This is a genomic window from Streptomyces sp. NPDC001709, assembly GCF_053596375.1.
Genome location: NZ_JBSFGB010000004.1, coordinates 64,840 through 77,492 on the forward strand (window position 1 = coordinate 64,840; position 12,653 = coordinate 77,492).

General features: G+C 72.0%; 12 protein-coding genes. 7 read left to right on the plus strand and 5 right to left on the minus strand.

The annotated features are described in order from the left end of the window. Positions 1 to 11: 11 nt before the first annotated feature. From iolD to iolC, 4 genes are all read right to left on the minus strand, one after another. Complete coding sequence (gene iolD, locus ACWC0C_RS07440) at positions 12 to 1,892, minus strand: 3D-(3,5/4)-trihydroxycyclohexane-1,2-dione acylhydrolase (decyclizing) (RefSeq protein ID WP_450862357.1); 1,881 nt, start codon at positions 1,890 to 1,892, stop codon at positions 12 to 14. After that, complete coding sequence (gene iolB, locus ACWC0C_RS07445) at positions 1,889 to 2,728, minus strand: 5-deoxy-glucuronate isomerase (RefSeq protein ID WP_449195260.1); 840 nt, start codon at positions 2,726 to 2,728, stop codon at positions 1,889 to 1,891. The genes iolD and iolB overlap by 4 nt, the downstream gene beginning before the upstream one ends. A 7-nt stretch (positions 2,729 to 2,735) precedes the next feature. Continuing rightward, positions 2,736 to 3,596: a Cgl0159 family (beta/alpha)8-fold protein gene (locus ACWC0C_RS07450; protein WP_449195340.1), complete on the minus strand. Its 861-nt coding sequence runs from the start codon at positions 3,594 to 3,596 to the stop codon at positions 2,736 to 2,738. A 410-nt stretch (positions 3,597 to 4,006) separates the two neighbouring features. After that, positions 4,007 to 4,957 carry a 5-dehydro-2-deoxygluconokinase gene (gene iolC / locus ACWC0C_RS07455; RefSeq protein WP_450862359.1) on the minus strand — a complete coding sequence of 317 codons (951 nt, stop codon included), beginning with the start codon at positions 4,955 to 4,957 and terminating at the stop codon, positions 4,007 to 4,009. Between the two features lie 125 nt (positions 4,958 to 5,082). Here iolC and ACWC0C_RS07460 point away from each other — a divergent pair, with 125 nt between their 5' ends. The 3 genes from ACWC0C_RS07460 to ACWC0C_RS07470 all read left to right on the plus strand — a co-directional run bounded on the left by ACWC0C_RS07460 (position 5,083) and on the right by ACWC0C_RS07470 (position 7,038). Further along, complete coding sequence (locus tag ACWC0C_RS07460; RefSeq protein WP_450862360.1) at positions 5,083 to 6,000, plus strand: sugar phosphate isomerase/epimerase family protein; 918 nt, start codon at positions 5,083 to 5,085, stop codon at positions 5,998 to 6,000. Between the two features lie 215 nt (positions 6,001 to 6,215). Further along, a complete protein-coding gene (locus ACWC0C_RS07465) occupies positions 6,216 to 6,410 on the plus strand; it encodes a helix-turn-helix transcriptional regulator (RefSeq protein ID WP_449195263.1) in 195 nt (64 codons plus the stop codon). 61 nt (positions 6,411 to 6,471) lie between these two features. Beyond that, complete coding sequence (locus ACWC0C_RS07470) at positions 6,472 to 7,038, plus strand: GNAT family N-acetyltransferase (RefSeq protein WP_450862362.1); 567 nt, start codon at positions 6,472 to 6,474, stop codon at positions 7,036 to 7,038. Here the strand turns inward: ACWC0C_RS07470 and ACWC0C_RS07475 are convergent. Beyond that, complete coding sequence (locus ACWC0C_RS07475) at positions 6,986 to 8,062, minus strand: zinc-dependent alcohol dehydrogenase family protein (RefSeq protein WP_450862364.1); 1,077 nt, start codon at positions 8,060 to 8,062, stop codon at positions 6,986 to 6,988. The genes ACWC0C_RS07470 and ACWC0C_RS07475 overlap by 53 nt on opposite strands. A gap of 57 nt (positions 8,063 to 8,119) precedes the next feature. Between ACWC0C_RS07475 and ACWC0C_RS07480 the strand changes: the two genes are divergently transcribed. The 4 genes from ACWC0C_RS07480 (at position 8,120) to ACWC0C_RS07495 (ending at position 12,010) form a co-directional block, all read left to right on the plus strand. Continuing rightward, complete coding sequence (locus ACWC0C_RS07480) at positions 8,120 to 8,305, plus strand: hypothetical protein (protein ID WP_450862366.1); 186 nt, start codon at positions 8,120 to 8,122, stop codon at positions 8,303 to 8,305. Positions 8,306 to 8,342: 37 nt separating this feature from the next. Then, complete coding sequence (locus ACWC0C_RS07485) at positions 8,343 to 9,293, plus strand: PrsW family intramembrane metalloprotease (RefSeq protein WP_450862368.1); 951 nt, start codon at positions 8,343 to 8,345, stop codon at positions 9,291 to 9,293. Between the two features lie 77 nt (positions 9,294 to 9,370). After that, positions 9,371 to 9,610: a heavy-metal-associated domain-containing protein gene (locus ACWC0C_RS07490; RefSeq protein WP_450862370.1), complete on the plus strand. Its 240-nt coding sequence runs from the start codon at positions 9,371 to 9,373 to the stop codon at positions 9,608 to 9,610. Positions 9,611 to 9,757: 147 nt separating this feature from the next. Next, positions 9,758 to 12,010: a heavy metal translocating P-type ATPase gene (locus ACWC0C_RS07495; protein ID WP_450862372.1), complete on the plus strand. Its 2,253-nt coding sequence runs from the start codon at positions 9,758 to 9,760 to the stop codon at positions 12,008 to 12,010. Positions 12,011 to 12,653 lie beyond the last annotated feature (643 nt).

Sequence of the window (12,653 nt, forward strand, 5' to 3'; positions counted from 1 at the left end):
GAGACTCCTTACTACAGATGGCGGCGTCGGGTCGAGACGTGCCGTTCGTACAGCTCACGTGCCTTGACCGCGGACGGTCGGGTCGCGGTCTCGGCCACAGGAACATCCCACCAGGCCTGCGCCGGAGGCGCGCCCGACACAGTGTCGGACGTTTCGGTCTCCACGTAGACACATGTGGGAGTGTCGGCGGCCCGCGCCTCGGCGAGCGCCTCGCGCAGCTCCCCTACGGTCTTCGCGCGCAGTACCCGCATACCCAGGCTGGCCGCGTTGGCGGCGAGGTCGACGGGCAGCGGGGCGCCGGTGAACGTCCCGTCCCCGGCCTGGAAGCGATAGGCGGTGCCGAACCGCTCGCCGCCCACCGACTCCGAGAGGCCGCCGATGGACGCGTACCCGTGGTTCTGCACCAGCAGGATCTTGATCGCGACGCCCTCCTGCACGGCCGTCACGATCTCCGTCGGCATCATCAGGTACGTGCCGTCGCCGACCAGCGCCCACACGTTCCGCTCGGGCGCGGCGAGCTTCACGCCGAGCGCGGCCGGGATCTCGTAGCCCATGCAGGAGTAGCCGTACTCCAGGTGGTACTGGTCCACCGACCGGGCCCGCCACAGCTTGTGCAGATCGCCGGGGAGCGAGCCGGCCGCGTTGATGATGATGTCCGACTCGTCCACCAGGGCGTCCAGGGCCCCGATGACCTGCGGCTGGGTCGGCCGTACGTCGATCTCCCCGGCCTCGAAGCAGGCGTCGACGCGCTGTTCCCAGCGCTCCTTGTCCTCGCTGTACTCGGCGACGTACGAATCCGCCACCGTGTGGCCGTGCATCACCAGCGCCTCGGTCAGCTCGCCCAGGCCGCTGCGGGCGTCGGCGACCAGCGGGAGCCCGGAGAGCTTGTGGCCGTCGAAGGGGGCGATGTTGAGGTTGAGGAAGCGGACGTCCGGGCCCGCGAAGAGGGTGCCGGAGGCCGTGGTGAAGTCGGTGTAGCGGGTGCCGACGCCGATCACCAGGTCGGCCGTGCGGGCCAGCTCGTCGGCGGTCGCGGTGCCGGTGTGGCCGACCCCGCCGACGTCCTGCGGGTGGTCGTGGCGCAGCGAGCCCTTGCCCGCCTGGGTGGAGGCGACCGGGATGCGGGTGGCCGCCGCAAACTCGGCGAGGGCCGCCTCGGCACGGCTGTGGTGGACTCCGCCGCCCGCGATGACGAGGGGGCGCCGGGCGGCCCGGATCGCCGTCACGGCCTCGGCCAGCTCGGTCGGGTCCGCGCCCGGCCGTCGTACCGTCCACACCCGCTCGGCGAAGAACTCCTCCGGCCAGTCGAAGGCCTCCGCCTGCACGTCCTGCGGCAGCGCGAGGGTGACCGCGCCGGTCTCCACGGGGTCGGTGAGGACCCGCATGGCCTGAAGAGCCGACGGAATGAGGGCTTCCGGGCGGGTGACGCGGTCGAAGTACTTCGACACCGGGCGCAGGGTGTCGTTGACCGACACATCGCCCGCGTACGGCACCTCCAGCTGCTGCAGGACCGGGTCGGCGGGCCGGGTGGCGAAGACGTCGCCGGGCAGGAGCAGGACCGGGAGGTGGTTGATGGTGGCCAGGGCCGCGCCCGTGACCAGATTGGTCGCGCCCGGGCCGATCGACGTCGTCACCGCGTGCGTGGACAGCCGGTTGGACTGGCGGGCGTAGCCGACGGCCGCGTGCACCATGGACTGCTCGTTGCGGCCCTGGTGGTACGGCATCGCCTCCGCGTACTCGATCAGCGCCTGGCCGAGCCCCGCGACATTGCCGTGGCCGAAGATGCCCCAGGTGGCGCCGATCAGCCGCTGCCGCTCGCCGTCACGTTCGGTGTACTGGGCGGCGAGGAAGCGGACCAGCGCCTGCGCGACGGTCAGCCGGGTCGTCGTCATCGGTAGCCCCCTGTGCTTTCTACGTGATCGGGGTGGAAGCAGATCCGCCACTCCCGGGTCCCGCCCGGGCCCGCCATGACGTTCAGGTAGTACATGTCATGCCCGGGCTGGGCGATGGACGGCCCGTGCCAGCCGTCGGGGACGAGGACGGCGTCACCGCAGCGGACCTCGGCGAGCACGTCCGCGCCGCCCTCGCGGGAGGGGAACACACGCTGGTAGCCGAGTCCGTTCGGGCCGTCGATCTCGAAGTAGTAGATCTCCTCCAGCTCGGACTCCTCGCCCGGCCGGTGCTCGTCGTGCTTGTGCGGCGGGTACGACGACCAGTTGCCGCCCGGGGTGATCACCTCGACGGCGATCAGCTTGTCGCAGTCGAAGGAGTCCGCGGAGGCGAAATTGCGCACCCTGCGGGCGCAGTTGCCGCTGCCGCGCTGCTCGACGGGGACCTCCGGCGCGGGGCCGTAGCGGGCGGGGAGTCGTCGCTCGCACTTCGCTCCTGCCAGGGCGAAGCGGCCTCCCGCGCCGGAGGCGATCTGGACCCGGGCGTCCCGGGGAACGTACGCGAAGTCGGAGACGTCCGCGAACACGCTTTCCCGGCCCAGGAGTTGGAACTCGCTCTTCTCAGTTGATGCGGACTCATTTTGTACGGTACATCCGCCTTCCAGCGGAAGCACGATCCACTCACTGTCCCCGGTGGTGAACATATGCGTGCCATCCGGCGGCAACTCGACCACACGCAGACTGCTGTGCGTCCAGCCGGCCAACTTGGGGTCGATGTCGACGGCGTACTGGGCGTTCGCGGTGGCGCCCCTGGGCAGATGCAGGTCGGTGCTGGTCATGCGGCCCTCACAGCAGTCCTACGGCGGTGTCCACGGCGGCGGCCACATCGCCGTCCGCCGGGTACAGCAGCGAGCGGCCGACCACCAGGCCGCGTACGGTGGGGAGTTGGAGCGCCCCCCGCCACTTCTCGAAGGCGGCGACCTGGTCCTCGGGCGAGTCGCCGATGTCACCGCCGAGCAGCACGGCCGGCAGCGTCGAGGTCGCCATGACCCGGGCCATGTCGTCGGGGTTCTCGGTGACCGGCACCTTCAGCCAGGTGTAGGCGGAGGAGCCGCCGAGGCCGGAGGCGATGGCGATGGACCGGGTGACCGCCTCGGCGGACAGGTCGTTCTTCACCCTGCCCTCGGGGGTGCGGCGGCTGATGAACGGCTCGACGAAGACGGGCAGCCGGCGCGCGGCCATGTCGTCGATGGCGCGGGCCGTGGACTCCAGGGTGGTCAGGGAGCCGGGGTCGTCGTAGTCGATGCGCAGCAGCAGTTTGCCCGCGTCGAAGCCGAGCCGCTGGAGGTCCTCGGGGCGGTGGCCGGTGAAGCGGTCGTCCAGCTCGAAGCTGGCTCCCTGCAGCCCGCCCCGGTTCATGGAGCCCATGACCACCTTGTGGTCGAGGGCACCGAGCAGCAGCAGGTCGTCCAGGATGTCGGCAGTGGCGAGGACACCGTCGACGCCGGGCCGGGACAGCGCCAGACACAGCCGTTCCAACAGGTCGGCACGGTTGGCCATGGCCAGCCTGCGGTCGCCGACACCGAGGGCGCCCCGGGCGGGGTGGTCGGCGGCGACGATCATCAGCCGCCCCTTGTCGTCCAGCAACGGGCGCCGCGCCCGACGAACGGCGGCCTCGGCGATGGCCTCGGGATGCCGGGTACGAATCCGAACAAGCTCGGCAACATCGACACGGGGCCACGGGGGGCCTGCGGCGCCTTCGCGGCGGGGAGCCGCGGTGGTCTCGGGACCGGTGCCTGCGACACCCTCGCGGCCGGGAGCCGCACCGGCTTCGGAGCCGGCACCCCCGGCGCCCTCACGGCCGGGGGCCGCGCCGACTTCGGAACCGGCCTCTGCGGCACCCTGGCGGGGGGCCACAGCGGTGTCGGGGCCGGTGCCTGCGGCGCCCTCACGGCCGGGAGCCGCACCGGCTTCGGAGCCGGCACCCCCCACACCCTCACGACGGGAAGCCGCGCCGGCTTCGGAGCCGGTCTCTGCGGCGCCCTCGTGGTGGGGGCGTTCGGTGGTGTCGGGGCCTGCCCCGCCCTCGGTGTGGGTGCCTGTGACCCGGCCGGCCCTCACAGCACCGCTCCGGCCTCGAGCGCGGCGGCCACCTCGTCCGGGGTGGGCATCGCGGAGGAACACTCCAGGCGGGAGGCGACGATGGCGCCGGCCGCGTTGGCGTGCCGCGTGATCGTCTCCAGGTCCCAGCCTGCCAGCAGGCCGTGGCAGAGGGAGCCGCCGAAGGCGTCTCCGGCGCCGAGGCCGTTGAGGACCTTGACGGGCAGGGGCGGGACTTCGGCCGAGTCGCCGTCCCGGCTCACGGCGAGGACACCCTTGGGTCCCTGCTTGACCACGGCGATCTCGACCCCGGAGGCGAGCAGCGCGCGGGCGGCCGCATGCGGCTCGCGCACACCGGTGGCGACCTCGACCTCGTCCAGGTTGCCGACGGCGACCGTCGCGTGCTTCAGGGCCTCGGCGTAGAAGGGGCGGGCCGCAGCGAGGTCCTTCCAGAACATCGGACGCCAGTCGAGGTCGAAGACGGTGGTGCCGGACTTGGCCCGGTGGGCGAGGGCGGCCAGGGTCGCCGTACGGCTGGGCTCCTCGCTCAGGCCGGTGCCGGTCATCCAGAAGACACGGGCGTCACGGATCGCGTCGAGATCGAGCTCATGGGCGTCGATCTCCAGGTCGGGCGCCTTGGGCTGCCGGTAGAAGTAGAGCGGGAAGTCGTCCGGCGGGAAGACCTCGCAGAAGGTGACCGGGGTCGGCAGTCCGGGGACCGGGGTGACCCAGCGGTCGTCGACGCCGAACCCGCGCAGCGCCTCGCACAGATAGACGCCGAACGGGTCATCGCCCGTACGGGTGATCACGGCGGCGTGCCGGCCGAGCCGGGCCGCGGCGACCGCGACGTTCGTCGCCGACCCGCCGAGGAACTTGCCGAAGGACGACACCTGGGCGAGCGGGACACCGGTCTGCAGCGGGTAGAGGTCAACTCCGATCCGCCCCATGGTGATCAGGTCGTAGGCCATCGGCTTCCCTTCGTCATGGCTCTCCCCGGCTTTCTAGTCCCGCACGGCGAACCCTGTCAATGTTTTGTCCAGACATTCGGACCAGCTCTTGACACCGCTTTCCGGGCAACCGCACGCTGGCGCCCATGACGTCGTTGTCGCCCTCCTCCTCACTGTCCCGTATCCGGATCGGATCGGCGCCCGACTCCTGGGGCGTGTGGTTCCCCGACGACCCCCGGCAGGTGCCCTGGCAGCGGTTCCTCGACGAGGTGGCCGACTCCGGCTACGAGTGGATCGAACTGGGCCCCTACGGCTACCTGCCCAGCGACCCCGCGGTGCTCGCCGAGGAGACCGCGCGGCGCGGCCTGAAGGTGTCGGCCGGCACGGTCTTCACCGGCCTGCACCACGGGGAGGCGGTGTGGGACGAGACGTGGGCGCACGTCGCCGACATCGCCGCCCTGACCCAGGCGATGGGCGCCCGGCACCTCGTCGTCATCCCGTCCTTCTGGCGGGACGACAAGACGGGTGAGGTACTCGAACCCGACACGCTGACCGCCGGGCAGTGGCGGAACCTGACCTCGCTGACCGAGCGGCTCGGCCGGGAGGTGCGGGAGCGGTACGGGCTGACGATCGTCGTCCACCCGCATGCGGACACCCACATCGACAGCGAGGAGAACGTCACCCGTTTCCTCGACGGCACCGACTCCGACCTGGTGTCGCTGTGCCTGGACACCGGGCACTACGCGTACTGCGGCGGGGACAGCGTGCGGTTGATCGAGACGTACGGGGAGCGGATCGGGTATCTGCACCTCAAGCAGGTCGATCCGGAGGTCCTGGCGGACGTACGGGCCAAGGGGACGCCGTTCGGGCCCGCCGTGGCCCAGGGGGTGATGTGTGAACCGCCGCGTGGGGTGCCGGAGTTGGGTCCGGTGCTGGATGCCGCGCAGCGGTTGGGGATCGAGTTGTTCGGGATCGTGGAGCAGGACATGTATCCCTGTGCGCCGGACGCGCCGTTGCCCATCGCTCGGCGGACTCGGGCGTTTCTCCGGTCCTGCGGGGCGTAGGAGCCTGGTGCGGCGGCTGTGTCACAAACGCCCCGTCCGCGTCACGGATGTCCCGTGTACGGGGGTGTTGTGTCACAGCGTGCCGACAGCCGCTGTCCTCCGATCACTCTGTGTCGTTAACCCGTCGCAGGCTTGGTGATCGCCAGCGTCGCGCCCGGCTCCCCCGACGACCGCCCCCAGGTCGCCGCTGTGGCGCGCGCAGGGAGGTGCAACTCATGACCGACCAAAGGCTCTGGTCCTACAAGGAGATCGCGGCGCACATCAAGGTGCAGCCGGACACCGTGCGCTCCTACCGCAAGCACGGACTGCTGCCCCCGCCCGACCACGTGGAGGGCGGCAAGCCGTACTGGTACGCCGACACCGTCCGCGCCTGGGTCGCCTCCCGGCCCGGCAACCGCGGCCGCAAGTGATCTCCTGGTCCCCGCCGTAAATCGGCTGTGCCCCACCTGCCGGGTGGGGCACAGTCGTTCCATGAGCTTCTCCGTCAAACCCACCCTGACCGGCCGGAAGACCGTGCTGCGCCCTTTCACCGAGGCCGATGCCGACGTCATGTGGGACATCATCGAGGACCCCGAGGTCGTCCGCTTCACCTACGATCCGTCCACCGAGCTGACCCTGGAGCGGGTGCGGTCCTGGTACGGCTCCCGGGCCACCGCCCCCGACCGTCTCGACCTGGCCGTCACCGACCCGGCGACCGGTGAAGTGCTGGGCGAGGTCGTCCTGTTCGAGTACGACCCCGCCGCCCGCAGCTGCGTCTTCCGCACCGCGATCGGCCCCCGGGGCCGCGGTCGCGGCATCGGCACCGAGGCGACCCGGCTGATCGTCGCCCACGGCTTCGAGGAACTCGGCCTGCACCGCATCGAGTTGGGGGCCTACGCCCACAACCGCCGGGCCCTGCACGTCTACGAGAAGGTGGGGTTCGTGGTCGAGGGAGTCCGGCGGGAGGCTCAGCGGCAGCCGGACGGCGAGTGGGCCGACGAGGTGATCATGTCGGTCCTGGACCGGGAGTGGGCCGCCCGAGGCTCCACGGCTCGATGACCGTGACCCCGGCCCCCGGCTCCTCGCCCATCGCCGCGAGGGCCGCCGGTGCCGCGTCGAGCGTGATGGTGGATCTCACCAGGAGCTCGGGGCTCAGGACCCCGGCGCGGACCAGCCGGAGCATGCCGGGATAGGCGTGGGCCGCCATGCCGTGGCTGCCGAGGAGTTCGAGCTCCAGGGCTATGGCGCGGGCCAGCGGGACGGGGGTGGTGCCGTCGGCCGACGGCAGCAGGCCCACCTGGACGTGCCTGCCCCGGCGGCGCAGGCCGTTCACGGAGGCCGCACAGGTGACGGGCGAGCCGAGCGCGTCCAGGGAGAGGTGGGCGCCGCCGCCGGTCAGCTCGCGGACGGCGGCGGCCGGGTCGGCCACACCGGTCGCGTCCAGGCACTCGGCGGCGCCGAACTTCCGTGCCAGGTCGAGGGCCTGGGGTGACACGTCGACGGCGACCACGCGCGCCCCGCAGGCCGCCGCGATCATCACCGCCGACAGACCGACCCCGCCGCACCCGTGCACCGCGACCCACTCCCCCGCCGCCACCCGGCCCTGCTGCACCACCGCACGGAACGCGGTGGCGAAGCGGCAGCCGAGGCCGGCGGCGGTGGCGTACGCCATGTCGTCCGGGATCGCGACCAGGTTGACGTCGGCGTGGTCGAGCGCCACGTACTCGGCGAAGGAGCCCCAGTGGTGGAAGCCCGGCTGGGTCTGGCGTTCACACACCTGCTGGTCGCCCGCCGCGCAGGCCAGGCAGGTGCCGCAGGCGCAGACGAACGGCACGGTGACTCTGTCGCCGGGGCGCCAGCCGGCCACCCGGGAGCCCACCGACTCCACCACACCGGCGAGTTCATGCCCGGGTACGTGGGGCAGCGTGATGTCGGGGTCGTGGCCCATCCAGCCGTGCCAGTCGCTCCGGCAGAGGCCGGTGGCCTCCACGCGGACGACCACACCGTGCTCCGCGGGTTCCGGTTCGGGTACGTCCCGTATCTCGGCCGGCTCACCGAACTGCTCGAACACCACGGCTCTCATGGCTCTCACCCTCCCCTGGAAGTGCCGGCCTCACACGCCCGCGCTGCGACACCGAGCATGCCCGGCGCCGCCCCGGCCGGCGTCACCCGCACGGCGCAGGTCTGCCCCGGCATCTACAAGTCGGGCCTGGAGCTGGTCCTCGCCCACGGGGGCGCCGAGCGCGCGGGCCCGGGGCAGCCGCGGCCGACCCCTGGGAGTCACCCGGACTGCGACGCCCGGAACATCTGCCTAGAGTGCGGATAAATCACCCGCAAGCCCGCCGCTGTCCGAGGGGACCCTCGTGAGCCACTCCCCACCTCCCGGCACGCCCAAGGCCCGCATCCCCGGCCCCCAGCAGCCGCCACCGCCGTACCCCCGCATCGCCGCGGGCCTGTGGCGGCGCTGCCTGGGCGGCGGGCTCGCCCTGTGGGCGCTGACCGCGTGGGTCACGTACGAGACGCGGAACAGCACACCGCTGCCGACGCTGATGCTGCTCGGCAGCTTTCTCGTACCGGTCGTCTTCGTGCTGTGGGCGTACGAGGCGCACGGCCGGGACCTGGGCGTCAGCGCGATCCTCGGCTGCTTCCTGGCCGGTGGCACCCTCGGGGTGCTCGGCGCCTCGCTGATGGAGTCGCACCTGCTGCACCCCTCCCTGGGGCGGTTCGCCGGCGTCGGACTGACCGAGGAGGCGGCCAAGCTCGCGGCTCTGGTGTTCGTGCTGCGCCGGCAGCCGCACCTTCGCGGGCTGCGCGCCGGACTCGTGCTCGGCGCGGCCGTCGGGTTCGGTTTCGCGGCGCTGGAGAGCGCCGGGTACGCCTTCGACGCGACCGTCTCCGCCGAGGGCGTCTCCCTGCGCGACCTGCTGGAGACGGAGATCCTGCGCGGGGTGCTCGCCCCCTTCGGGCACGGGCTGTGGACCGCGATCGCCGGTGGCGTCCTGCTGTCCCGGCGCCGCCTGAACGGACACGTCCGTCTCGCCGCGCCGGTCGTCGGCACGTATCTGGGCGTCTCCCTGCTGCACGCGCTGTGGGACTCCACCCACGGCCTCGCGATCTGGATGGCCGCCCGGCTGACCGGCAGCGGCCTGGAGAGCGAGCTGTTCGCGCTGGGGTACCTCGTCCGGCCGAGCGCCGGGCAGGAGCACCTGTTCACGCTGTTCTCGGTCGGCGGGCTCACCCTGGTGGGCCTGGCCGGGGTCGGTTGGGTGCGGTCGCTGGCTCGCCGTGATCCCTCTTGGAGAAATACCCCCTAGGGGTATACTGTACGGAGCATGGGGCACCCCACGTGGGCCCCATGTGCCCCACATGTGCCTCGACGAGGAGTAACGACATGACCGCCCACACCGACACCCCGGGCTCCGTCACCACCGTCTACAAGGTGACCGGCATGAGCTGTGGCCACTGCGAAGGCTCCGTCTCCGGCGAGATCTCCCAGATCCCCGGCGTCAGCTCGGTGAAGGCCGTCGCGTCCACCGGCGAGGTGACCGTGGTCTCCGAGGCCCCGCTGGACGACGAGGCGGTGCGCGCCGCCGTGGACGAGGCCGGCTTCGAGCTGGCCGGCCGGGCCTGAGAGCGCAGGGCTCGTACGACCAGGCCGAAGAGCCCGTACGACCGGCCCCGGCCCCGCGCCCGGGACCCGAAACCCTTCCCCGACCGGGCCGCGCCGACCAGCTGATACTGGATCCGTGCGGTCCGGTCCGATGTCTGGAGTCCGGACATGACCAGCACCACCGCAGAGAACCCGACCGCCATAGGCAGCACCTCCGAGGTCGAGCTGCTGATCGGCGGGATGACCTGCGCCTCCTGCGCCGCCCGGGTGGAGAAGAAGCTCAACCGGATGGAGGGCGTCAGCGCCACCGTCAACTTCGCCACCGAGAAGGCGAAGATCGCCTTCGGCGCGGGCGTCCGGGTGGACGACCTGATCGCCACCGTGGAGAAGACGGGCTACACCGCGGAGGAGCCCGCGCCGCCGGAGCCCGAACCCGAGGCGGCCGCCGAGACCCCCGAGCAGGACCCCGAACTCGGCACCCTGCGGCACCGCCTGCTCGTCTCCGCGCTGCTCGCCGCGCCGGTGGTCCTGCTCGCGATGATCCCGGCGCTGCAGTTCGACAACTGGCAGTGGCTCTCCCTGACCCTCGCCGCACCCGTCGTCGCCTGGGGCGGCGCGCCCTTCCACCGGGCCGCCTGGACCAACGCCCGGCACGGCGCCGCCACCATGGACACGCTGGTCTCGGTCGGCACGCTGGCCGCGTTCGGCTGGTCGCTGTGGGCGTTGTTCTTCGGTGACGCGGGCATGACGGGCATGCACGACGCGTTCCGCTTCACGGTCTCGCGCATGGACGGCGCCTCCACCATCTACCTGGAGGTCGCCGCCGGGGTCGTCGCGCTGATCCTGCTCGGCCGCTACCTGGAGGCCCGCTCCAAGCGGCGCGCGGGTGCGGCCCTGAAGGCACTGATGGAGCTGGGCGCCAAGGACGTGGCCGTGCTGCGGGAGGGCCGTGAGGTACGGGTGCCCGTGTCGTCCCTGGCCGTCGGCGACCGGTTCGTCGTACGGCCCGGCGAGAAGATCGCCACCGACGGCACGGTGGTCGAGGGCGTCTCCGCGGTGGACGCGTCCATGCTGACCGGCGAGTCGGTGCCGGTCGACGTCGGACCCGGCGACCGGGTCACCGGCGCCACGGTCAACGCGGGCGGCCGGCTGGTCGTCGAGGCGACCCGGGTCGGCGCCGACACCCAGCTCGCGCGGATGGCGCGGCTCGTGGAGGACGCGCAGAACGGCAAGGCCGAGGTGCAGCGGCTCGCCGACCGGATCTCCGCGGTGTTCGTCCCGGTGGTCATCCTCATCGCGCTCGGCACCTTCGGCGTCTGGCTGGGCGTCACCGGTGACACGGTCGCCGCGTTCACGGCCGCCGTCGCCGTCCTGATCATCGCCTGCCCCTGCGCGCTGGGCCTCGCCACGCCGACCGCGCTGATGGTCGGCACCGGGCGCGGCGCCCAGCTCGGCATCCTCATCAAGGGCCCCGAGGTACTGGAGTCCACGCGCCGCGTCGACACGGTCGTCCTCGACAAGACCGGCACCGTCACCACCGGCCGGATGACGCTCCAGGCGGTGTACGTCGCCGACGGCGAGGACGAGAAGGAGCTGCTGCGCCTCGCGGGCGCCCTGGAGCACGCCTCCGAACACCCGGTCGCCCGCGCGATCGCCGTCGGCGCCGAGGAACGCGCCGGAGCATTGCCGCCGGTCGAGCGCTTCGAGAATGTCCCCGGGCGGGGCGTACGCGGGCGCGTGGACGGGCGTGAGGTGGCCGTGGGGCGCCTGTACGACGAGCTGCCACAGGAGCTGGCCCGCGCGGCACGCGAGGCCGAGCAGCAGGGCCGTACGGCCGTCGTGGCCGGCTGGGACGGACGGGCCCGTGGGGTCCTCGCCGTGGCCGACGCGATCAAGGAGACCAGCGCCGAGGCGGTCCGGGAGCTGCGTGCGCTGGGCCTCCGGCCGGTGCTGCTCACCGGGGACAACCGCACGGTCGCCGAGGCGGTCGCGCGCACCGTGGGCATCGACGCCGGGGACGTGTTCGCCGAGGTGCTCCCCGAGGACAAGGTGGACGTCGTACGGCGGCTGCAGCGCGAGGGGCGGGCCGTGGCCATGGTCGGCGACGGCGTGAACGACGCGGCCGCGCTCGCCACCGCCGACCTGGGGCTCGCCATGGGCACCGGCACGGATGCGGCGATCGAGGCGGGCGATCTGACGCTGGTGCGCGGGGACCTGCGCGTGGCCGCCGACGCCATCCGGCTGTCGCGGCGGACGCTGGCCACGATCAAGGGGAACCTGGTCTGGGCGTTCGGCTACAACGTGGCCGCGCTGCCGCTGGCCGCCGCGGGGCTGCTCAACCCGATGATCGCCGGCGCGGCGATGGCCTTCTCCTCCGTCTTCGTGGTGACCAACAGCCTGCGGCTGCGCCGCTTCCACTGAAGTCCCGCGGGGTTACCGGCGGTTCACCCGCACAGAAGTAAGAGACCCTCTAGAGTCCGGCGCGAGCCTCACATAAGCTCTTCACAAGGCTCGCGCATCATCCTTACGCTTGGTCCCCGATCGCAGCATCGGGGCTCTTGCGCACCTATAGGACATATGCAAGAGACGCAGATCACAGTGATGCGAACGTAACCATCGAAGGGGTTCGAAGGTCTAAGTTGGCGATGTCAGACCAGCGTCTTGGGGGGCGCTGACTGGCATCTGGGGATGTCTTGGGGGACTTCCTCAGAGATGCGTTGCCGGGGCACGCGCGCCGGGAAGCTTTGAGCGGCCATCCCAGCGTGCGCTGTCCCGGCAGACCGCACCGCATCACTGGAGCAGGACGAGTTTTGCTCATTCTGCTCACAGACAGCGATTCAGGCGCTGTCCTCTCCGAGCGCCCGGCCGGATCCCGTGGGGGGAATCCGCACCGGGACATGGGAAGGCGCCCTGGTCGTCGGCCCGTGGGGGGACCGGCGACTCAGGGCGCCTTCTGCTTTCGCTCAACTTCTGGAGCTCGCTCAGTGCAGCGCCCCAAGGGGCGCGGGGAACTGCGCGACCAACCGCAACGGACCGGCAGCCGCCCACGCTCCTTGACCATCGA

Bases quoted from the DNA above. Each gene is read 5' to 3' on its own strand.
- iolD (WP_450862357.1), bottom strand. From the start codon at position 1,892: ATGACGACGACCCGGCTGACCGTCGCGCAGGCGCTGGTCCGCTTCCTC.
- ACWC0C_RS07460 (WP_450862360.1), top strand. From the start codon at position 5,083: ATGACGTCGTTGTCGCCCTCCTCCTCACTGTCCCGTATCCGGATCGGA.
- ACWC0C_RS07490 (WP_450862370.1), top strand. From the start codon at position 9,371: ATGACCGCCCACACCGACACCCCGGGCTCCGTCACCACCGTCTACAAG.
- ACWC0C_RS07465 (WP_449195263.1), top strand. From the start codon at position 6,216: ATGACCGACCAAAGGCTCTGGTCCTACAAGGAGATCGCGGCGCACATC.
- iolB (WP_449195260.1), bottom strand. From the start codon at position 2,728: ATGACCAGCACCGACCTGCATCTGCCCAGGGGCGCCACCGCGAACGCC.
- ACWC0C_RS07475 (WP_450862364.1), bottom strand. From the start codon at position 8,062: ATGAGAGCCGTGGTGTTCGAGCAGTTCGGTGAGCCGGCCGAGATACGG.
- ACWC0C_RS07470 (WP_450862362.1), top strand. From the start codon at position 6,472: ATGAGCTTCTCCGTCAAACCCACCCTGACCGGCCGGAAGACCGTGCTG.
- ACWC0C_RS07480 (WP_450862366.1), top strand. From the start codon at position 8,120: ATGCCCGGCGCCGCCCCGGCCGGCGTCACCCGCACGGCGCAGGTCTGC.
- iolC (WP_450862359.1), bottom strand. From the start codon at position 4,957: ATGGCCTACGACCTGATCACCATGGGGCGGATCGGAGTTGACCTCTAC.
- ACWC0C_RS07495 (WP_450862372.1), top strand. From the start codon at position 9,758: ATGACCAGCACCACCGCAGAGAACCCGACCGCCATAGGCAGCACCTCC.